This is a genomic window from Actinomadura vinacea, from assembly GCF_039532545.1.
Lineage (GTDB): Bacteria > Actinomycetota > Actinomycetes > Streptosporangiales > Streptosporangiaceae > Spirillospora > Spirillospora vinacea.
Window position 1 is genome coordinate 806,911 of sequence record NZ_BAAARW010000020.1, and the last position, 20,170, is coordinate 827,080.

Consider the following 20,170-nt stretch of genomic DNA (forward strand, 5'->3'; position numbering starts at 1 on the left):
GGTCACGCCTTGCGGCCGACGCGGGCGATCTGGCGGCTCTGCGCGACCAGCCGCCCGGCCGAGTCCCACACCTCGACCTCCTCGTCGAACCAGCCGCCGGTCACCAGCCGCCCGCTGCCGTGCAGGGCCAGCGGCCCGGGAGCGGGCAGCGCGCGCATGTGCCAGGTCAGCTCGACGGTCGGGGCCCAGCCGCGGGCGCCCAGGTTGAGCGCGACGGGGGGCAGCGCGTCCACCGCCACGGCCAGCGCGTAGGCGTCCGGCTCGTACGGGTCGGTGAACCCGAACCACCCCCTGATCTCGGGACGGCCGCTGGGCTGCCCGTCCAGCCAGCCCATGGTCGCGGGGTCGAAGCGCATGTCGACCTGGTCGGCGAAGCCGCGGCCGCGCACCTCGCCGCTGCCGGAGGTCAGGCATTCCTCGTACGGCGGCAGCGCCGGCGCGGGCGGCGCGCCCGCCCAGGACGGCTCGGTGTCCGGCTCCAGGGTGCCGGTGGTGATCAGCGCCTCCACCAGCGCCTGGTCGTCCCGGACGAGCGTGACCCGGGAGGTGGCGGCGGTGCGGCCGGTCTTCAGGGTGTCGACCAGGATCTCGGCCGGGCCCCCCTCGGCCACCCGCAGGAAGGCGGCGGCGGTGGACACCGGGTGCGCGTGCGGTGCGGCGTCCACGGCGGCGCGGGCCAGCACGGCCAGCAGGTAGCCGCCGTTGAGCGCGTCGCCGATGGCGAAACCGCCGTCGAGATCGGCCTCGTACCGTCCTTCGGCGATCCGCCTGATCTCGGTCGCGTCCCCGAACCTGCTCATCCGCACTCTCCGGCTCCGGTCGAGGGGCCCGGCCCGTGCGGGCCGGGCTCCCCGAGACGTTCCTAGAATCGCGTTCGAGTATGCCGTCCGGTTCGGCGCTCCTGCAACGCGCCCCCTGCCGATCGGCGGTCAGGCCCAGAGCTGGCCTTCGAGGCGGGCCTCGGCCTCCTCCAGGGTGCCGCCGTACGCGCCGGTGGACAGGTACTTCCAGCCGCCGTCGGCGACGACGAAGACGATGTCGGCGCGCTCACCGGCCTTGACCGCCTTGGCCGCCATGCCCAGCGCGGCGTGCAGCGCCCCGCCGGTCGAGATGCCGGCGAAGATGCCCTCCTGCTCCAGCAGCTCGCGGGTACGGCGCAGCGCGTCCCGCGACCCCACCGAGAACCGGGTGGTCAGCACCGACTCCTCGTACAGCTCGGGGACGAACCCCTCGTCGATGTTGCGCAGCCCGTACACCAGCTCCCCGTACCGGGGCTCGGCCGCGACGACCTTGACGTCCGGCACCCGCTCGCGCAGGAACCGGCCCACGCCCATCAGCGTGCCGGTGGTGCCCAGCCCGGCCACGAAATGCGTGACCGACGGCAGGTCGTCGAGGATCTCCGGGCCGGTGGTCTCGTAGTGCGCCAGCGCGTTGGCCTCGTTGCCGTACTGGTAGAGCATCACCCAGTCGGGGTTCTCGGCGGACAGCCGCTTGGCCACGCGGACGGCCTCGTTGGACCCGCCGGCCGCCGGGGAGGGGATGATCTCGGCCCCCCACATCTCCAGCAGCTGGCGCCGTTCCGCCGAGGTGTTCTCCGGCATCACGCAGACCATCCGGTAGCCGCGCAGCTTGGCGACCATGGCCAGCGAGATGCCGGTGTTGCCGGAGGTGGGCTCCAGGATCGTGCAGCCCGGGCTGAGCAGCCCGTCCTTCTCCGCCTTGTCGATCATCCAGAAGGCGGGCCGGTCCTTCACCGAACCGGTCGGGTTGCGGTCCTCCAGTTTTGCCCACAGCCGCACCTCGGGGCTCGGCGACAGCCGGGGCAGGCCGACCAGCGGGGTGCGGCCCAGGGAATCCAGCAGCGAGTCGAAACGCATGTCGGCACGGGCCTCCGACTCAGCCGCCGGCCACGGCCGGGAGAATGGTGACGCTGTCGCCGTCGGACAGCTCGGTCTCCAGGCCGCCGAGGAAGCGCACGTCCTCGTCGTTCAGATAGACGTTGACGAACTTGCGCAGCCCCTTGTCGTCCACCAGCTTGGCCCGCAGGCCGGGGTGCCGGACGTCGATGTCGGTGAAGAGCTCGTCGAGCGAGCCGCCCTTGCCTTCGACGGCCTTGGCACCGCCGGTGAGGTTGCGCAGGATCGTCGGGATCCGGACCTCGATCGCCATCGCGAAGATCTCCTTAGGTCGTACGGGCGCCCCGCCCACGGCATGACAACCGGGCGGGGAGCGGGGGAATTCCGGGCGGGGATCGCGCGTCAGCGACAGTCGTAGACGACCTCGGCACGCGAGTGGCCGAACAGGAAACTCTGCACGGGCGGCACCGCGTTCGCCGGATCCGAACTGCGCGCGGAGCCACCGCGAACGCGCCCCGGACGCCCGGCGCCCGCCCGCTGCTCGCTACTCCGCATGGTCTCCACTTTACCGGCCCCGCCCAACCCGCTCCGAGCAGGCCCTTCGCCGCCCCGGGCGGCCCGGGTCACGCGTACGACTCGACGATGACGAGCTCTTCCTCGACCACCTCGCCGTCCACCATGCGGTAGGAGCGGACCTCCGCCTCGTGCGGATCGCGGGTGGAGACGATCAGCCGGTGCACCCGCGGATCGGCCAGCGAGGAGCGCAGGTAGCCGATGTCGGTCCGGGACGGGTACGCCTCGGTGGAGGTGTGCGAGTGGTAGTGGACGATCATCTCCTCGTCGTTGGCGTCCATCTCCCTGTCCACCTGGAGCCATTCCTTCGAGTCGAAGTCGTGGTAGGTCGGGGACCGCTGGGCGTTGGTCATCGAGATGAACCGGGTGGGCCGGTCCGACCCCTCCGGCCCGGCCACGATCCCGCACGCCTCGTCCGGATGGTCGGCGCGCGCATGCTCGATGATCTTGTTGACCAGGGCGCGTTCGATCGTCAGCATGCCCCGAAGGCTACCTTCGGCGCTCGTCGCGTCACTCCGGCGGGCGGACGAGCGGGCGCCCGGGACCGGGCAGGAGCCCCAGCCGCCGGAGCGCGTTCAGCCCGGCTTGAGCCGCATGCGGACGCGGGTGCCGCCCGCCCCCGAACGGATCTCCACGATGTGGCACAGCCGCCGGACCGCCCACAGCGCGGCGTCGCCCGGCCGCTGCACCCGCGGCGGGAAGCATCCCAGGAAGCGGTCCTCCAGCCGGCCCACGGGATCGCCGACGTCGCAGACCAGCTCGCCGTCCTCGGACCACACCCACACCGTGCCCTGCCCGCCGCCCTCGCTGATCACGGTGGTGGCGACCTCGTTCACCGCCAGCACGAACGGCAGCGAGCGGTCGGCGGGCAGCCCCAGCCGGGCCGCCTCGGCGGTCAGGAAGCCGCGCACGCCCGGCAGCTCCCCGCCGCCGAACGAGCGCCGCGCGGCGTCCGGGGGCGGGGCGGGCAGCGGGTGGGCGTTGCACTCGGCGTAGAAGGCCGCGGGGTCGACGAACCGGTCGCTCGGCCGCGGACCGCGGTCGTCCACCAGCTCGGGGTGGGTGCGGGCGGCGTCGGAGACGATGTGGGCGGGCAGCGCGGCCGCGTCGTACGCGCACATGATCATGGTGGGGGTGCCGGCGAAGACGACGTTCAGCAGCGCCTCGTGCCGCTTCCACTCGCGGATCTCCAGCGGGGTGCGGCCCTCCCACACCGGCTCGGCCAGCAGCCGCAGCCGGCCGCGCGGCCACCAGTCGCGGCCGGCCCGGTCGTCGCAGGCCGCCAGCGTCGGCATCGGCGCGCCGAACCACCGCGCCGCCTCGATGAACTCGACGCTGCCGGACGCGTCGGCGCCCAGCCTGCGGCGCAGCAGCCGGCCCGAGGCCGGGGAGACGATCGCCACCACCGCGTCGCCGTTCAGCAGCCCCTCGCGCAGGTACGGGACCGCGGCCGCGGCCAGCTCCCGGCCGGTCCCGTGCACCACCGCCTGGTGGACGAGCGAGCCGCCCGCCGGTCCGTGCCGGCCGAGCGTCCGCGCCGACGAGGCGTCATGATCACGCACGATCAACGGCCTCCCAACGGCGGGCGGCCGTGCGGGTCGGCGGCCACCCTGTCAGAACGATCCCGCCGGACGTCATCGTGGCGTCAAGGTATCAACCGAAGCACGCATCGGCGGGCGAACACCCCGAAATCGCCGGGGTGTGGCTTATGGGTCTTGTTCGTCGTGAGCGGGGCGCAACAGAACGTAGATCCATAAAGCCACGCCCTAGCGGGCGTGCTCCTCGATCGTGACGCCCGGCGCCCGCTCCAGCCCGGTCTTGCGAAGCATCCCGGCCAGCCGCGGCGACACCCCGCGCAGCAGGAGCTGGCGCTGCCGGCCGCCGCTGGTGCGCCCGGCCTCCACGGCGCGGCGCAGCCCTTCCTCGTCGCACCCGCCGAGCCCGGACAGCTCCAGGCAGACCAGCCCGGCACCCGGCGGCAGCAGCGCCAGCACGCGGTCGAGGGCGGGCCGGTTGGCCGGGCCGAGCGCACCGGCCAGGGCCAGGCCGGGCGGCCCGAACAGCGGTGCGACGCGAAGCGTTCCGTCGTCGTACAGGTCGTCGGCGCGGACCCGGGTGCGGTGCCAGGACTCGGCCTGATCCACCAGGACGGCGTCGAAGCGCTTCCGGTCGTACTGGCAGAGGATCATCGCGAGGGTGCGGGTGGCGCCGAAGACCTCGCCGATGCGGCGCTCGCACGCGGCGAAGCGTCCGGCGGTCTCCGCGTCGAGGCGAGCGCCGTCGGAGCCACCGGACAGGGCCAAGGGCCGCTCCCCGGTAAGCCGGACGCCGCGGAAGCCCTGCACCAGCGCCAGCTCGATCTCGGTCGCCATCAGGCCCAGGACCTCGTCGGGCTCGAAACGGCCGGTGGCCCTGGCGACCTCGGCGACCGTCCGGACCACCAGCCGGCCGTCGTCCAGGGCACCGGCCAGGTCGGGGCGCGCCGCCCGCGGGAGCGTCTCGCGGCAGGCGGGCACCGGGCGCAGGCACGCCGGGAGCACGTCGTGCGCGTCCTGCTCGGCCAGATAGACGATCTTGTGCCCGGCGGCCAGCCCGTCCCGCACGTACGACGACAGGATCGCGCGGCGTTCGTCGGCGTGCCCGTAGGCCAGGCAGAGGTGGTCGCCGAGCTCCATCCGTCCGACCGCGGTGCCGGCCGCTGAGAACGCCATGGAGATCAACATACCAACACCCAAAGCGACCATGTCAGGACATTGTGTAGCATCCCGGAAGGGTCGCTGACCGAAGACGGCCAGCGCTCACCAGACCGCCCGCACCAGGCTCTCCTGCATCATGGTCAGCCAGTCGTAGGCGGCGAACATCGCCGTCCGCGGATCGCGCGGATCCAGCCGCGCCGCCTCCTCGTACCACTCCTCGGAGATGTCCAGCCGCGTGCCCAGCGCCAGCCGCACGTCGTTGAGCGCCCGCAGCCACGCCTGCGCGCCCTCCCGGTCGAGCAGCACCTCCGCGCCCTTGGACCGCACCTCGCCCAGCGACTCCAGCACGGTGCCGGCCGCCGTCCGCTTGCCGTCGCGCAAGCCCATCTCGGTGTACCGGCGGAACTCGCCGGCCGCCTCCCCGTCGTCGCGGTAGGCGTCCGGGAACAGCCGCGCCAGCACCGGGTCGTCCGGCTTGCTCGCCTTCTCCGCGATACCCACCGCGGCCAACTCGTCATCGGCGGCGGGCCCCTCGCCCAGCAGTTCCAGCAACTGCTCCATCAACGCCCGGACGAGCGCGGCCTCCTCGGCCTCCAACCGGATCCGGACGCCCTTCTCCACCTGCTCGACACTGCTCATAGCCGCTATCTCAGCCCCGCTAGTCGTCGCGCTTCACCGTCGCCCACAGCCCGTAGGAGTGCAGGATCTCCACATCGCGCTCCATCTCCTCACGGGTGCCGTTGGCCACCACCGCGCGGCCCTTGTGGTGGACGTCCAGCATCAGCTTCTCCGCCTTCGTCTTGGGATAGCCGAAGACCGTCTGGAACACGTACGTGACGTACGACATCAGGTTGATCGGGTCGTTCCAGACGATGGCCAGCCACGGCCGGTCGGCGCTCCGCTCCTCCCCGACGTCCGGCCGGTCCAGTTCGACCGGCGCCGGCGCGGTGCTCATCGGCCCGCTCCGCTCGCGCTCAACATCTCCTCGCGACCGTCCCTTTCCCCGCGAAGTCCGTCCGCCCAACGCACCGATCGTATTCGCCCTTCGCAGTCCCGAGTGTGGCGGCCTGCACGTCCATGGTGCACACAGCGGGCCTTAGGGTTCCACATGTGGACCATGGTGACCTTGGCGGCGGCACCGCACTGCTGACCGACCGGTACGAACTGACCATGCTGCAGGCCGCGCTGAACAGCGGAACCGCGGGGCGCCGCGCGGTGTTCGAGGTGTTCGCGCGGCACCTCCCGGACGGCCGCCGCTACGGCGTCGTCGCGGGCACCGGGCGGCTGCTGGACGCGATCGAGGCGTTCACCTTCGACGACCCCGCGCTGGAGTTCCTGACCTCGCACGGCATCGTGGACGAGCCCACCGCGCAATGGCTGGAGTCGTTCCGCTTCTCCGGGAACATCTGGGGTTACCCCGAAGGCGACTGCTATTTCCCGGACTCGCCGATCCTGGTGGTGGAAGGGACGTTCGCCGAGGCCGTCCTGCTGGAGACGCTGGTGCTGTCGGTCCTCAACCACGACTGCGCGATCGCCTCGGCGGCGTCCCGGATGGCGCAGGCGGCCCAGGGCCGGCCGCTGATCGAGATGGGGTCGCGCCGCACGCATGAGATGGCCGCGGTCGCCGCCGCGCGCGCCGCCTACATCTCCGGATTCGCCACCACGTCCAACCTGGCGGCGGGCCGCCGCTACGCGGTGCCCACCACCGGGACCAGCGCGCACGCGTTCACGCTGCTGCACGACAGCGAGCGGCACGCGTTCAAGGCCCAGCTCGCCTCGCTCGGCGAGGCCACGACCTTGCTGGTGGACACCTACGACGTCGAGCGCGCGGTGCGCGCCGCCGTCGAGCTGGCGGGGCCCGCGCTCGGCGCGGTGCGGATCGACAGCGGCGACCTGGCCGTGATGGCCCGGCGGGTGCGCGACCAGCTCGACGCGCTGGGCGCGCCCGACACCCGCGTGGTCGTCACCGGCGACCTGGACGAGTACGGCATCGCCGCCCTGGCCGCCTCGCCCGTGGACGGCTACGGCGTCGGCACGTCCCTGGTGACCGGCTCGGGCGCGCCGACCGCCTCGCTGGTCTACAAGCTGGTCGCGCGCGCCGACGGGCCGGACGCGGACGCGCCGATGCGGCCGGTCGCCAAGCGGTCCGCGGGCAAGCCGACGCGCGGCGGCCGCAAGTCCGCGGTCCGCCGGATGGACGCCCACGGCACCGCGTTCGCCGAGGTGATCAGCACGGGCGAGCCGACGCCCGGGCCGCGCGACCGGGTGCTGCACGTCCCGCTGGTGCGCGAGGGCGCCGTGGTCGGCCGGGAGAGCCTCGAACGGGCCCGGGAGCGGCACGCCCAGTCCGTGCGCGAGCTGCCGCCGACCGCGCTCCAGCTGTCCAAGGGCGGGCCCGCGATCCCGACCGAGTTCGTGGAGGGCGGCCCGCGCTCCTGAGCCACAGGGCCAACCCGCGGCCCCCTGAGGTAGCGTCGTTTTGTGCCCGGGAGGAACCGGGGCCGGGGCGCTCGGGAACCGGATCGAGGAGCGGTCATGGGCAAGGCTCTGATCATCGTGGACGTGCAGAACGACTTCTGCGAGGGTGGGTCGCTGGCCATCGCCGGCGGCGCGGACGTCGCGGCCGCCATCTCCGGCTATGTCACCGCGTACCGGTCGGAATATCGGCACATCGTGGCGACCCGGGACTTCCACCTCGATCCCGGCGGGCACTTCTCCGACGAACCCGACTTCATCGACACTTGGCCGCCGCACTGCGTGATCGGCACCAAGGGCGCCGAATTCCACCCCAACCTGGGGCTCGACCCGATCGAGGCGGTGTTCAGCAAGGGCCGGACGACCGCCGCCTACAGCGGGTTCGAGGGAGTGTCCGACCAGGACGTCGCGCTGATCGACTGGCTGCGCGAGCACGGCGTGGACGAGGTCGAGATCGCCGGGATCGCCACCGACCACTGCGTGCGCGCCACGGGGCTGGACGCCGCGCGCGCCGGGCTGCGCACCACCGTGCTGCTCGACCTCACCGCGGGCGTGGCCGCGGAGACCGTCGTCCGGGCGCTGGAGCAGCTTCGCGCCGAGGGGGTCGCCCTGGCCGGGACGCCGGTGTTGAACGGCTGACCGTGGCCGCCCCCCACGATCCCCCCGCGCCCACCGTCATCGTCGTCGCCGGGGTGTCCGGCAGCGGCAAATCGACCGTCGGCGAGGCCCTGGCCGGGCGGCTGGGCTGGGAGTACGCCGAGGCCGACGACTTCCACTCGCCCGCCAACATCGCCAAGATGAGCGCCGGTGTCCCGCTCACCGACGAGGACCGGCTGCCCTGGCTGCGCGCCATCGCCGGATGGATCGGGGAACGCGTCGAGGCCGCCGACCCGGGCGTCGTGACGTGCTCGGCGCTCAAGCGCTCCTACCGCAAGCTGCTGGCCGGCGGCCGTCCCGAGGTGCGGCTGGTCCTGCTGGACGGCGACCGCGACATGATCGCCCGCCGCATGCGGGCCCGCTCCGGGCACTTCTTCAAGCCCGGGCTGCTCGACAGCCAGTTCCGCGACCTGGAGCGGCCGGGGCCGGACGAGCACGTCCTGACCGTCCCGGTCGCCGGCTCCCCCGAGGAGATCGTCACCCGCGTCCTGGACGGCCTCGGCCTGCCCCGGTAGCGGTGCCGGTCAGGCGCCGTCCGCGGGCGGGCGCGGATGGTCGCCGCCGCCGATCTGGTCGACGGCGTGCGCGAGCACCCGGCCCAGCACGGCCATCCCGTCCCGGACGCCGCCGGTCGACCCGGGCAGGTTGACGATCAGGGTGCGGCCGGCGACCCCGGCCAGGCCGCGCGACAGGATCGCGGCGGGCACCTTGTCGCGGCCCTCCAGCCGGATCGCCTCGGCGATCCCGGGGACGTCCCGCTCGATCACCCGCCGGGTCATCTCCGGGGTGCGGTCGGTCGGGGTGAGACCGGTGCCGCCGGAGGTCACGACGGTGTCATAGCCCTGCTCGACGGCGTCCCGCAGCACCTCCAGGACCGGCTCGCCGTCGGGCACGACGACCGGGCCGTCGACCCGGCAGCCGAGCTCCTCCAGCAGTCCCACCAGCACGGGGCCGGACTTGTCGGCGTAGATCCCGGCCGCCGCCCGGTTGGAGACCGTCACCGCCAGGGCCCGGATCGGGGCGCCGCCTCCGCTGTCAGCCCTCACGGCGCCACACCCCGGTCTTGCCGCCGGTCTTCTCCTCGACCCGCACGTCGGTGACGACCGCGGCCGGGTCCAGCGCCTTGACCATGTCGATCAGCGCCAGCGCGGCCACCGTCACCGACGTGAGCGCCTCCATCTCCACGCCCGTGCGGTCGGCGGTGCGCACCTGCGCGGTGATCGCCACCCCGTCGTCCCGCACCTCCAGGGCCACTTCGACCCCGTGCAACGCGATCGGATGGCAGAGCGGCACCAGATCGGGCGTGCGCTTGGCGGCCATGATCCCGGCGATCCGGGCCACCGCCAGCGCGTCGCCCTTCGGCACGTCGCCGGAGCGGAGCGCGGCGACCGTCGCGGCCGCCAGCCGGACGAACCCGGTGGCCGTCGCGGTGCGGGCGGACACGTCCTTGGCGGAGACGTCGACCATCCGGGCCGCGCCCGCCGCGTCCAGATGGGTGAACTCCGAGCCCATGCTCATGACGGCATCCTCATGACCTCGACATGCGAACCGGCCGGGACCGCTTCGGCGTCCTCGGGCAGGACGATCAGCGCGTCGGCCGACGACAGCGACTGGAGCTGGTGCGACCCCTGCCCTTCGACCGGGGTCACCGAGTACGTCCCGCGGTGGTGCGACAACCGGCCGCGCATGTAGTGCCGCAGCCCGGCCGGGGACTTGATGTCATCGGTCAGCACCGCGCCGGTCGTCGGCAGCGGCTCGGGCGGCAGGCCCTGCATGGCGCGCAGCGCGGGCCGCACGAACACCTGGAACGACACGTAGGCGCTGACCGGGTTGCCGGGCAGCGTGAAGATCGGCGTGCCCTGCAGGAGCCCGAAGCCCTGCGGCTTGCCCGGGCGCATCCGGACCTTGCTGAACACCACCGAGCGCTCGGCCGCGCCGGTGAAGACCAGCTTCACCACGTCGTGGGCGCCCATCGACACGCCGCCGGAGGTGACGATCGCGTCGGCGCGGCCCAGCTGGTCCTCGATGGTGTCGCGGACGTGCTCCGGGTCGTCCCCGACGGTCTCCTGCCGGTAGCCGACCGCGCCGGCCTCCTGCGCCGCGGCGGTGAGCATGAAGCTGTTGGAGTCCCAGATCTGGCCGTGCGCCAGCCGCGAGCCGGGCTCGCGCAGCTCGGTGCCGGTGGACAGCACCACCACGCGCGGCCGGGGCCGCACCAGCACGTGCGAGCGGCCCACCGCGGCGAGCATGGCCAGCTGCGCGGCGGCCAGCCGGGTGCCCTCGGGCACCACGACCTGCCCGGCGAGCACGTCCTCGCCGGCCCGCCGGATGTAGTGCCCGGGCGGCGCCGGACGGGTGATCCGCACGGTGGCGGTGCCGGCGTCGGTCCACTCCACCGGGATGACCGCGTCCGCCCCGGCGGGCATCGGCGCGCCGGTCATGATCCGGGCGGTCAGCCCGGGCCGGAGCGCCGTCACACCCGGATCGCCCGCCGCGATGTCGCCGATCACCGGCAGCACCGCCGGGTCGGACTCGCTGGCCGCGGCCACGTCGGCCGCCACGACCGCGTACCCGTCCATCGCGGAGTTGTCGAAGGGCGGCAGCGGCACCGGCGCCTCCACCGGTTCGGCCAGCACCGCGCCCCGCGCCTCCAGCAGCGCCAGGGTCAGGGGCGGTACCAGCGGCAGCGCGGCCAGGATGTCCGCGAGGTGCTCATCGACCGTTCTCATGCCCACGGACCCTAGTCTGGCGCGCGGTCACGACTCCGCGGGCGTCTCCACGCCGTCGCGCCGGACGAACTCGCGCAACCACGGCATGAACTCCGGGGCCAGGTCGGGACGTTCTGAGGCGAACTGCACGACGGTCCGCAGGTACTCCAGCTTGTTGCCGGTGTCGTAGCGGCGGCCGCGGAACTTCACGCCGTAGACCGTGCCGCCGTTCTCCACCGGCATGTCGGCGAGGGTGCGCAGCGCGTCGGTCAGCTGGATCTCGCCGCCGCGCCCGGGCGGGGTCTTCTCCAGGACGTCGAAGACCGCGGGGTCGCAGATGTACCGGCCGATGATGATCCAGTTGCTGGGGGCCTCCCCGGCCGGCGGCTTCTCCACCAGGTCGGTGATCTTGACGACGTCGTCCTCGTCGGTGCCCTCGATGGCGGCGCAGCCGTAGGCCGAGACCTGGTCGGGCTCCACCTCCATCAGCGCGACCACGCTGCCGCCGTTGCGCCGCCGCACCTCGATCATCCGGGTGAGCAGCCGGTCCCGGGCGTCGATCATGTCGTCGCCGAGCAGCACCGCGAACGGCTCGTTGCCCACGTGCTGGCGGGCGCAGTGCACCGCGTGGCCGAGGCCGCGCGGTTCGCCCTGCCGAACGTAGTGCATGATGGCCAGGTCGCTGGACTCGCGGACGGCGGCGAGGCGGTCGTCGTCGCCCTTGGCGCGCAGCGCCTCCTCCAGCTCGTAGGCCCGGTCGAAGTGGTCCTCGATGGACCGCTTGCTCCGGCCGGTGATCATCAGGACGTCGTTGAGCCCGGCGGCGACCGCCTCCTCGACGACGTACTGGATCGCCGGTTTGTCGACGACGGGGAGCATTTCCTTGGGAGTCGCCTTGGTGGCGGGCAAGAATCGGGTACCGAGGCCGGCCGCCGGGACGACGGCCTTGAGTACGGGTTCGAAGTCGGCCATGAACAGACCTTAGTCACCCTGGAGGTGCGCAGCGTGCAGCACATCGGCCCCAAGACAGGGCTCCGCGCCGAATCGCTGGCCAGGCGGGCGGCGATGGAACCGGAGGCGCGGGCGGCCGCGGCCCGGGCGCTGCGCGACGCGCTGCTCGGCACGCCGGAACTGGAGATGGCCGGGACGGTCGCCGCATACGCGGCGATCGGCACCGAGCCGGACACCCGGGGGCTGCTGTTCGCGCTGTGGAAGCGCGGGACGTACGTGCTGCTCCCGAGGCTGCTGCCGGACGGCGACCTCGACTGGGCGTCGTACGAGGGCCCCGATTCGCTGTCCCCGGGGCCGCGCGGGCTGCTGGAGCCGACCGAGCCGCCGCGCGGGCCGGGCGCGGTGGCGAGCGCGGACGTCGTGCTGGCCCCGGCGCTGGCGGTCGACCGCAAGGGGGTGCGGCTCGGGCGCGGCGGCGGCTCCTACGACCGGGCCCTGGCCAGAGTCGGCCCCGCGATCCTGACCGTCGGTCTGCTGTACGACGGCGAGCTGGTCGACGAGCTGCCCGCCGATCCGCACGACCGGCACGTCCGGGCCGCCGTGACGCCGTCCGGCGGCGTGGTCCGATTCGGCTGAGCCCGGGCGCCGCTGATCATAAAGTGAGCTTCCGCTCAGCCGCCCCACACCCTGGAGGTCTCAGATGACGGCACCGTGGCGGATCCTCACCCTCGCGCCCCTCGGCAGGGACCTGATGAGCGGGCTGTTCGCCGAGCTCGGCGACGCGGTCGAGCTGGACTTCCCGGCCACCCGCGACCGGGACGGCCTGTTCGCGGCGCTGCCCGGCGCCGAGGTGATCATCGGCGATTTCACCGGGGCGCTCCGGCTGGACGCCGCGGCGGTGGCCGCGGCGCCGCGGCTGGCGTTCGTCCAGACGCCCGGCGTGGGGACCGACACGGTCGACACCGCCGCGCTGGCCGCCGCCGGGGTCCCGGTGGCCAACGCGGCCGGGGCCAACGCCCGCGCGGTCGCGGAATGGGCGGTCGGCGCGGCCTTCGCGCTCTGCCGCCACCTGGTGTGGGCCGACCGCGGCGTCCGCGAGGGCAGGTGGCCGCAGCGGGAGCTGCTGGCCCGCAACACCCGCGAGATCCACACCCAGCGGGTGGGGATCGTCGGGTACGGGCCGATCGGCGCCGAGGCCGCCCGGCTGTTCGAGGCGCTGGGCTGCGCGGTGTCGTACTGGTCGCGGCGGCGCCGTCCGGAGGCGTCGGCCGAGTACCGGGAGCTGGACGACCTGCTCGCGCACTCCGACATCCTGGTGCTGGCGATCCCGCTGACCCCGGACACCGCCGGACTGCTGGACTCGGCGCGGCTGGCGCTGCTGCCGGAGAACGCGCTGCTGGTGAACGTGGCGCGCGGCGGGATCGCCCCGGACGAGGCGGTCCTGCGGGCGCTGGAGTCCGGCCGGCTGGCGGGAGCCGCGCTGGACGTGTTCGAGGAGGAGCCGCCGGCGGCGGACCATCCGCTGCGCTCGCACGAGAACGTCCTGCTGTCCCCGCATGGCGCGGGCGCCACGGGGCAGGCGCAGATCAACATCATCTCGGCGGTGCGGGACAACGTCACCGCCGCCGTCATGGGACATCCTGTGACAAATGTGGTGAACGACATGGACCCGCAGGTCAAAAGGCACTGACCGGACACCTACCGGTCACCTCGCGTCAGCCGTCATTATGTGATCGACACATGTATCTATAGGATCCCTAAACGATCAATCTTCCACAGGGCTCCGGCCCGGCTTCAGCGACCCCGAAGGGTGGGATGTGCATCTCGACATCTGGCTACTCCTCGGGGCGGTCCTCGTACTCTGTGCGATCGTCGCCGTGCGGCTGTCCCATCGCCTCGGCCTGCCCACCCTGCTCGCCTACATGGGCATCGGCCTGTTCATCGGCGAGGGCGGCCCGATCCACATCAACTTCGACAACGCCGAGCTCGCCGAGACGCTCGGCCTGGCCGCGCTGGTCCTGATCCTCGCCGAGGGCGGGATCACCACCAACTGGCGGCACGTCCGCCCGTCCGTGCCCGCCGCGCTGGCCGTCTCGACCATCGGGACGCTGATCAGCATCGTGGTGGTCGCCGTCGCCGCCGCCTGGGCGCTGGGCCTGGACTGGCGGCTGGCCTTCCTGCTGGCCGCCGTGCTGGCGCCGACCGACGCCGCCGCGGTGTTCTCCGTGCTGCGCCGGCTGCCGCTGCCGTCCCGGCTGACCGGGCTGCTGGAGGCCGAGTCCGGCTTCAACGACGCCCCCGTCGTGATCGTCGTCGTCACGCTCAGCGCGCAGGCCGCCGCCCCCAACCTGCTCGAACTCGCCGGCCTCATGCTGTACGAGCTGGTCGCCGGCGCCGCCATCGGCCTCCTCATCGGCTGGCTCGGCGCGGTCACCCTGCGCCGCATCGCGCTGCCCGCCTCCGGCCTCTACCCGATCGCGGTGCTGTCGCTGTCGATCGGCTCCTATGGAGCCGCGGCGCTGGCCCACTCCAGCGGCTTCCTCGCGGTGTACGTGAGCGCGCTCGTCCTCGGCAACTCCCGGCTGCCGCACCGCCCCGCCACCCGCGGCTTCGCCGAGGGCATCGGCTGGCTGGCCCAGATCGGCGTGTTCGTGCTGCTGGGACTGCTGGCCTCGCCGGGCGACCTGCCCGGCCAGATCGTGCCCGCCCTGATCATCGGGTTCGTCCTGCTGCTGGTCGCGCGGCCGCTGTCGGTGATGCTGTCCACGATCGGGTTCGGGGTGACGTTCGGCGAGAAGCTGTTCGCCTCCTGGGCCGGACTGCGCGGCGCCGTGCCGATCGTGCTCGCCACCATCCCCATGGTCGAGAACGTCCCCGGCGCCGCCGACCTGTTCGCGATCGTCTTCAACATCGTCGTGCTGTTCACCGCCCTGCAGGGGCCGACGCTGCCGCTGGTCGCCCGCTGGTGCCGGCTGAGCGCCGACGAGGAGGCCCGGGAACTGGACGTGGAGGCCGCCCCGCTGGAGGAACTGCACGCCGACCTGCTGGAGGTCCGGGTCCCCGCCGACTCCCGGCTGAACGGCGTGGAGATCTTCGAGCTGCGGCTGCCGCACGGCGCCTCGGTCACCCTGATCGTCCGGGACGGCACCAGCTTCGTCCCGGAGCCCACCACCTCGCTGCGCGCCGGCGACACCCTCCTGGTGATCACCACCGACAAGGTGCGGGACGCGGCGGAACGGCGGCTGCGCGCGATCAGCCGGCGCGGCAAGCTGGCCGGCTGGTTCGGCGAGACCGGCTCCTGACGGGAACAGGGGCGGCGGCGAATCGTGTTCAATACATGGGTACGATTAGCAGTCGATTGAGATGAGTGCCAGCCCGGACAAGCCGGGCTGAGGGCGGCGAGGAGGAAACCGTGCCGACGTATCAGTACGTTTGCACCGAGTGCGGCGAACCCCTTGAGGTCGTGCAGAAGTTCAGCGACGACGCGCTGACCGAGTGCCCGGCCTGCAGCGGCCGCCTCCGCAAGGTCTTCTCCGCGGCGGGCATCATCTTCAAGGGCTCGGGCTTCTACCGCAACGACAGCCGCGGTTCCGGCAAGTCCGCGACGCCGAGCAACGCGCCGGCGGGCTCGTCGAACGGCTCGGAGAAGAAGTCCGACTCCACGGCCTCCTCGGGTTCCAGTGACTCGTCCTCGAGCTCCGGAGACTCGTCCTCGGGTTCCAAGACGAGCTCCTCCTCTTCCTCCTCTTCCGAAAAGGTGGCCTGACCGCCGCTTCTCCGGCGGCCGGATAAGCGGCGACGCCTCCCGCCCGGCCTCCGATTGTCCGCACGCTCGCCCCGCAGTGCGCAAGCGCACTTCGGGACGTGTCCTGGTCTAGGGCCTGTCTCGAAGGGACCCCAGGTGCCGCGCGAGCGCGCTACCTGGCCGGTGAGGCGACGCCGAAGGCAAGCGTCGCCGACCAGATCGCGGAGCGATGTCGCGCTCGCACAAGCCCGGTCAGGGTGCGAGCCGCTAGGCGAGCACCCTGGGCCGGGATTGCATTAATACAGCCCGTCCAGGCAGCTGCGGGCGACCCCGCCGGGCAGCTCGGCGACCGCGGCGCGCAGCATCGGCCGCTGGTCGTAAAGACGCTGGTCAGGGTAAGCGAGCAGGAGCGACGCCGCCCGCCACACCGTGTTCTCCACCGGTCTCCCAACGCCCCGTCCGCGATCGTTCCGCTCCGTTGGACGGCCGCTCGCCGCTGCCCGGTTCCCGAGCTTCGCCGTACTTCTCCAGCCGTAGCCGGACGATCCGCGATGACCCCTGAGGCGTAGTGGCGCTCACGCCTTCCGCCGGACGCGCCGGAGTGCCCCGCGCGGAGACCATGAGAACACGCGCCGGACACCCCTCCGAAGACTCGCGATAGTACTTGACAACCCTCGAAAACCGAGACAATCTGCGATCTCAAGACATATCTCGAAATGGGAGCAGACCGATGAGTACATGGGCCCACCGACTGGCCGCCGTGATCTCCGGCAGACGCGCCAAATGGGCCGTGCTGGCCATCTGGGTCGTCCTGCTGGCGGCGCTCGGCCCGCTGGCCGGCAAGCTCGGCGACGTCGAGGAGAACGACGCCGCCTCCTGGCTGCCCGGCGGCGCCGAATCCACCCAGGTCGTCCAGCTCCAGGAACGGTTCCGCGCCGACGAGACCATGCTCGCCGTGATCGTCTACGAGCGGGCCGGCGGCATCACCCCCGCCGACCAGGCCAAGGCCAAGTCCGACACCGCCGCGTTCGCCAAGCTCCCAGGCGCGCAGCAGCCGCAGGGCCCCTTCCCCGCCCGCGACGGCAAGGCCCTGCAGACCCTCGTCCCGCTCACCGACGTCGACGTCGTCAAGGCCGTCGACGACGCCCGCGACCTCGCCAAACGCGGCCCGCCCGGACTGGACGCGCACGTCACCGGGCCCGCCGGCGGCGGCGCCGACATGTTCAAGGTCTTCGAGAGCATCGACGGCTTCCTGCTGCTGGCCGCCGGCAGCGTCGTGATCGTCCTGCTGCTGTTCATCTACCGCAGCCCGCTGCTGTGGATCGTCCCCGTCCTCAGCGCGGTGTTCGCCCTCGGCCTCGCCCAGTCGGTGGTCTACCTGCTGGCCAAGAACGCCGACCTCACCGTCAACGGGCAGAGCGCCGGCATCCTGACCGTCCTGGTCTTCGGCGTCGCCACCGACTACGCCCTCCTCCTCGTCGCCCGCTACCGCGAGGAACTGCACCGCCACCGGGACCGCCACGAAGCCATGGCGTACGCGCTGCACCGCGCCGGCCCGGCCATCCTCGCCTCCGCCGCCACCGTCGCCGCCGGCCTGCTCTGCCTGCTGGTCGCCGACCTCAACTCCACCGCCGGCCTGGGCCCGGTCGCCGCCGCGGGCGTCATCACCGCGCTCGCCGCGATGACCACCCTGCTGCCCGCCCTGCTGGTCATCTTCGGCCGCTGGATCTTCTGGCCGCTGATCCCCCGCTACGACGACAAGTACCTCGTCCCGGAGGCCTACGAGGCCGAGCACGGCATCTGGAGCCGCATCGCCCGCCTCGTCGGCGCCCACCCCCGCGCCCTCTGGGCGGCCACCTCGGTCGGCCTGGTCGCCATGACCCTCGGCCTCGGCTCACTCAAGGCCGACGGGCTCTCCGACGCCGGCCAGTTCGTCGACAAGCCCGACTCGATCGCCGGCGCCGAAGCCGTCGCCCGGCACTTCCCCGCCGGCTCCGGCTCGCCCGCCGTCGTCATCGCCAAGGCCCCGACCGCACCCCAGGTCGCCGCCGCCGTCGAACGCACCAGCGGCATCGCCGAACTCGGCAAACCCGCCACCGCCGGCGACCTGGTCCAGTACGAGGCCACCCTGCGCGACCCCGCCGACAGCAAGGCCGCGCAGCAGACCGTCGACCGGCTCCGCGCCGCCGTCCACGCCGTGCCGGGCGCCGAAGCCAAAGTCGGCGGCAACACCGCCACGACCCTCGACATCAACCGTGCCGCCGACCGCGACAACCGGCTCATCATCCCGATCGTCCTGGCCGTGGTCTTCCTCATCCTGGTGGCACTGCTGCGCGCCCTCGTCGCGCCGCTGCTGATGATGGCCACCGTCGTGCTGTCGTTCCTGGCCTCGCTGGGCGCGTCCGCGCTGATCTTCCGGCACGTGTTCGGCTTCGAGGGCACCGACTCCGGCTTCCCCCTCCTGGCCTTCATCTTCCTGGTCGCCCTGGGCGTCGACTACAACATCTTCCTCATGCACCGGGTCCGCGAGGAGTCCCAGAACCTGGGCACCCGCCGCGGCATCGTCCGGGGCCTCACCGTCACCGGCGGCGTGATCACCTCGGCCGGCGTGGTGCTGGCGGCCACCTTCGCCGCCCTCGCCACCCTCCCCCTGGTGAGCCTGGCGGAAATGGGGTTCGTGGTCGCCTTCGGCGTCCTGCTCGACACGATCATCGTCCGGTCCCTGCTGCTCCCGGCCCTCTCCTACGACCTGGGCCGGCGCATCTGGACCCCGAGCCGCCTGGCCCGGCCCGCCCCGGCCGCCGCACCGGCCCCGGCCGAGGCCGAGGTTATCCACAACTGACGCGGGGCCTCCCGGAGGCCACGGGCGGGTCGTTAATGTCAGCGGCATGGCGCAAACGACCCAGCCCGCCGCCGAGATCGGAGTCATCGGCGGGTCCGGCTTCTACTCCTTCCTCGACGACATCGAGGAGGTACTCCCCGACACCCCGTACGGCCCGCCCAGCGATCCCATCGCCATCGGTGGGATCGCTGGGCGGCGGGTCGCGTTCGTCCCCCGGCACGGCCGCGACCACCGCTACCCGCCGCACAAGATCCCCTACCGGGCCAACCTGTGGGCCCTGCGCGCCCTGGGCGTCCGCCAGGTCCTGGCCCCCAGCGCCGTCGGCTCCCTCACCCCCGACCACGGCATCGGCACGCTCGCCGTCCCCGACCAGCTCGTCGACCGCACCCACGGCCGCGCCCAGACCTTCTACGACGAGGGCGCCGCGATCCACCTGTCCTTCGCCGACCCCTACTGCCCCGCAGGCCGCCGAACCGCCCTCGCCACCGCAGGCGAGGCCGGCTGGCCACCGGTCGACGGCGGCACCCTGGTCGTCATCGAAGGCCCCCGCTTCTCCACCCGCGCCGAATCCCAGTGGTACGCCGCGCAGGGCTGGACGCTGGTCGGCATGACCGGCCACCCCGAAGCCGTCCTCGCCCGCGAACTGGCCCTCTGCTACACCCCCCTCTGCCTCGTCACCGACCTGGACGCCGGCATCGAAGAGGGCGAGGGCGTGACGATGGAGGAGGTCTTCCGAGTCTTCGCCCAGAACATAGACCGCCTCCGCCCACTGGTGGCCGACGTGATCAAGTCCCTCCCCGAAGACCGCACCTGCCCCTGCCCGCACTCCCTGGACGGCATGAAGCTCCCCATCCCCCTCCCCTAACTGAGACCACGCCCCGCCGAATGCAGCAAAGCCGCCGCCGTGCGCCTCAATACCCGACCCAAACGCCGCATCAGCTAGCGGTCACACCAGGAAGGACGCCACATGCCCCGAATCCACATGCGCCAAGCGATCCCTCCATGCAAGAGAAGAGGGATCTCGTGGGTCGCCGCTTAGCCGCACACCGAAGGGTCCTGGCAGCCGTCCTCGCCGCCCTCGGAACCGGCTTCGCGCTGCTGGCCCTGCAACCGCGACCGGCCGGCGGAACGAGCATCCTGATCGCGGCACGCGATCTGCCCAGCGGGACGGTCCTGCGCCACGAAGATCTCCGCACAGCGTCACTACCGCTGGCCGCGGTACCCGCGGGGGCGCTTCGGAATCAACCCACGGGACGGGTCCTGGCCGGGCCGATGCGCCGCGGCGAGCCGCTCACCGACGTGCGGCTGATCTCATCCGGGCTGCTCAACGGGTACGGGCCGGGCACGGTAGCGGTACCGGTCCGGATCGCCGACGCGGGCGCCGTACGGCTGCTGCACAGAGGCGACCGTGTGGACGTCCTGGCCCCGGCGCCGAGCACCGACGAACTCACTCCGGCAACCCGGCCGCACCGCGCGCGGCTGATCGCGGCCGCCGCCCCGGTGGTCGCGATCCCCCGCCCGCAAGGTGAGGCGGCCGGCGCCCTGATCGTGCTGGCGGCCGACCGCGCACAGGCCGCGGCCCTCGCGGGAGCGGGCCCCCACCTGTCCCTCACCATCACCAAGCCTTGGTAGCGTCTTTCCGCACTCTTTCCATCACCAAGAGTCAC

At 72.8% G+C, this 20,170-nt stretch carries 23 protein-coding genes and 1 pseudogene; 10 read left to right on the forward strand and 14 right to left on the reverse strand.

Annotated features, from left to right (window positions below):
* Nucleotides 1–2: 2 nt before the first annotated feature.
* From ABD340_RS28245 to clpS, 8 genes are all read right to left on the reverse strand, one after another.
* Nucleotides 3–800: a thioesterase family protein gene (locus ABD340_RS28245; RefSeq protein WP_344592958.1), complete on the reverse strand. Its 798-nt coding sequence runs from the start codon at nucleotides 798–800 to the stop codon at nucleotides 3–5.
* 129 nt (nucleotides 801–929) lie between these two features.
* The gene (locus ABD340_RS28250; RefSeq protein WP_344592959.1) at nucleotides 930–1,877 is read right to left on the reverse strand and encodes a PLP-dependent cysteine synthase family protein; all 948 of its coding nucleotides are present in this window, start codon (nucleotides 1,875–1,877) and stop codon (nucleotides 930–932) included.
* A gap of 19 nt (nucleotides 1,878–1,896) precedes the next feature.
* Complete coding sequence (locus ABD340_RS28255) at nucleotides 1,897–2,169, reverse strand: MoaD/ThiS family protein (protein ID WP_344592960.1); 273 nt, start codon at nucleotides 2,167–2,169, stop codon at nucleotides 1,897–1,899.
* Between the two features lie 310 nt (nucleotides 2,170–2,479).
* A complete protein-coding gene (locus ABD340_RS28260; RefSeq protein ID WP_344592962.1) occupies nucleotides 2,480–2,908 on the reverse strand; it encodes a M67 family metallopeptidase in 429 nt (142 codons plus the stop codon).
* Nucleotides 2,909–3,004: 96 nt separating this feature from the next.
* Nucleotides 3,005–3,991, reverse strand: coding sequence for an anti-sigma factor RsbA family regulatory protein (locus tag ABD340_RS28265; RefSeq protein WP_344592963.1), 987 nt, complete (start codon nucleotides 3,989–3,991; stop codon nucleotides 3,005–3,007).
* Between the two features lie 204 nt (nucleotides 3,992–4,195).
* On the reverse strand, nucleotides 4,196–5,140 hold the full coding sequence (locus tag ABD340_RS28270; RefSeq protein WP_344592965.1) for an MEDS domain-containing protein: 945 nt from the start codon (nucleotides 5,138–5,140) through the stop codon (nucleotides 4,196–4,198).
* A gap of 87 nt (nucleotides 5,141–5,227) precedes the next feature.
* A complete protein-coding gene (locus ABD340_RS28275) occupies nucleotides 5,228–5,764 on the reverse strand; it encodes a DUF2017 domain-containing protein (RefSeq protein ID WP_344592966.1) in 537 nt (178 codons plus the stop codon).
* Nucleotides 5,765–5,783: 19 nt separating this feature from the next.
* Nucleotides 5,784–6,080 (reverse strand): ATP-dependent Clp protease adapter ClpS, encoded by a 297-nt coding sequence (gene clpS / locus ABD340_RS28280; protein ID WP_344592967.1) that lies wholly within the window; start codon nucleotides 6,078–6,080, stop codon nucleotides 5,784–5,786.
* Nucleotides 6,081–6,295: 215 nt separating this feature from the next.
* Here clpS and ABD340_RS28285 point away from each other — a divergent pair, with 215 nt between their 5' ends.
* From ABD340_RS28285 to ABD340_RS28295, 3 genes are all read left to right on the forward strand, one after another.
* On the forward strand, nucleotides 6,296–7,564 hold the full coding sequence (locus ABD340_RS28285) for a nicotinate phosphoribosyltransferase (protein ID WP_425547459.1): 1,269 nt from the start codon (nucleotides 6,296–6,298) through the stop codon (nucleotides 7,562–7,564).
* Between the two features lie 96 nt (nucleotides 7,565–7,660).
* Complete coding sequence (locus ABD340_RS28290; protein ID WP_344592971.1) at nucleotides 7,661–8,239, forward strand: isochorismatase family protein; 579 nt, start codon at nucleotides 7,661–7,663, stop codon at nucleotides 8,237–8,239.
* Nucleotides 8,240–8,241: 2 nt separating this feature from the next.
* Nucleotides 8,242–8,772: a gluconokinase gene (locus ABD340_RS28295; protein ID WP_344592972.1), complete on the forward strand. Its 531-nt coding sequence runs from the start codon at nucleotides 8,242–8,244 to the stop codon at nucleotides 8,770–8,772.
* A 9-nt stretch (nucleotides 8,773–8,781) separates the two neighbouring features.
* Here the strand turns inward: ABD340_RS28295 and ABD340_RS28300 are convergent, their stop codons facing one another.
* From ABD340_RS28300 to galU, 4 genes are read right to left on the reverse strand one after another with little or no spacing between them, the layout of a single operon-like run.
* Nucleotides 8,782–9,303, reverse strand: a complete 522-nt coding sequence (locus tag ABD340_RS28300) for a MogA/MoaB family molybdenum cofactor biosynthesis protein (RefSeq protein ID WP_344592974.1) — start codon at nucleotides 9,301–9,303, stop codon at nucleotides 8,782–8,784.
* Nucleotides 9,293–9,775 (reverse strand): cyclic pyranopterin monophosphate synthase MoaC, encoded by a 483-nt coding sequence (moaC, locus tag ABD340_RS28305; RefSeq protein WP_344592976.1) that lies wholly within the window; start codon nucleotides 9,773–9,775, stop codon nucleotides 9,293–9,295. The genes ABD340_RS28300 and moaC overlap by 11 nt, the downstream gene beginning before the upstream one ends.
* A complete protein-coding gene (gene glp, locus ABD340_RS28310) occupies nucleotides 9,772–10,986 on the reverse strand; it encodes a molybdotransferase-like divisome protein Glp (protein ID WP_344592978.1) in 1,215 nt (404 codons plus the stop codon). Before glp ends, moaC begins: the two co-directional genes overlap by 4 nt.
* Before the next feature lie 27 nt (nucleotides 10,987–11,013).
* Nucleotides 11,014–11,937, reverse strand: coding sequence for a UTP--glucose-1-phosphate uridylyltransferase GalU (gene galU / locus ABD340_RS28315; protein ID WP_344592979.1), 924 nt, complete (start codon nucleotides 11,935–11,937; stop codon nucleotides 11,014–11,016).
* Between the two features lie 33 nt (nucleotides 11,938–11,970).
* Between galU and ABD340_RS28320 the strand changes: the two genes are divergently transcribed.
* The 4 genes and pseudogenes from ABD340_RS28320 to ABD340_RS48090 all read left to right on the forward strand — a co-directional run.
* Nucleotides 11,971–12,552 (forward strand): 5-formyltetrahydrofolate cyclo-ligase, encoded by a 582-nt coding sequence (locus ABD340_RS28320; protein ID WP_344592981.1) that lies wholly within the window; start codon nucleotides 11,971–11,973, stop codon nucleotides 12,550–12,552.
* Between the two features lie 64 nt (nucleotides 12,553–12,616).
* On the forward strand, nucleotides 12,617–13,606 hold the full coding sequence (locus tag ABD340_RS28325; protein ID WP_344592983.1) for an NAD(P)-dependent oxidoreductase: 990 nt from the start codon (nucleotides 12,617–12,619) through the stop codon (nucleotides 13,604–13,606).
* 127 nt (nucleotides 13,607–13,733) lie between these two features.
* Complete coding sequence (locus ABD340_RS28330) at nucleotides 13,734–15,218, forward strand: potassium/proton antiporter (protein ID WP_344592984.1); 1,485 nt, start codon at nucleotides 13,734–13,736, stop codon at nucleotides 15,216–15,218.
* A gap of 110 nt (nucleotides 15,219–15,328) precedes the next feature.
* Nucleotides 15,329–15,469 (forward strand): annotated as a pseudogene (locus ABD340_RS48090) (FmdB family zinc ribbon protein); the annotation flags it as partial.
* A gap of 14 nt (nucleotides 15,470–15,483) precedes the next feature.
* Here ABD340_RS48090 and ABD340_RS48095 read toward each other — a convergent pair.
* Both ABD340_RS48095 and ABD340_RS28340 read right to left on the reverse strand, forming a co-directional pair.
* On the reverse strand, nucleotides 15,484–15,639 hold the full coding sequence (locus ABD340_RS48095; RefSeq protein ID WP_425547461.1) for a hypothetical protein: 156 nt from the start codon (nucleotides 15,637–15,639) through the stop codon (nucleotides 15,484–15,486).
* Between the two features lie 318 nt (nucleotides 15,640–15,957).
* A complete protein-coding gene (locus ABD340_RS28340; protein ID WP_344592987.1) occupies nucleotides 15,958–16,101 on the reverse strand; it encodes a hypothetical protein in 144 nt (47 codons plus the stop codon).
* A gap of 290 nt (nucleotides 16,102–16,391) precedes the next feature.
* Here ABD340_RS28340 and ABD340_RS28345 point away from each other — a divergent pair, with 290 nt between their 5' ends.
* From ABD340_RS28345 to ABD340_RS28355, 3 genes are all read left to right on the forward strand, one after another.
* Entirely contained in the window at nucleotides 16,392–18,503 is a 2,112-nt protein-coding gene (locus ABD340_RS28345) for an MMPL family transporter (protein ID WP_344592989.1), read from the forward strand.
* A 46-nt stretch (nucleotides 18,504–18,549) separates the two neighbouring features.
* Complete coding sequence (locus ABD340_RS28350) at nucleotides 18,550–19,368, forward strand: S-methyl-5'-thioadenosine phosphorylase (RefSeq protein WP_344592990.1); 819 nt, start codon at nucleotides 18,550–18,552, stop codon at nucleotides 19,366–19,368.
* A gap of 158 nt (nucleotides 19,369–19,526) precedes the next feature.
* Nucleotides 19,527–20,135: an SAF domain-containing protein gene (locus tag ABD340_RS28355; protein ID WP_344592991.1), complete on the forward strand. Its 609-nt coding sequence runs from the start codon at nucleotides 19,527–19,529 to the stop codon at nucleotides 20,133–20,135.
* The last annotated feature ends 35 nt before the right edge of the window (nucleotides 20,136–20,170 follow it).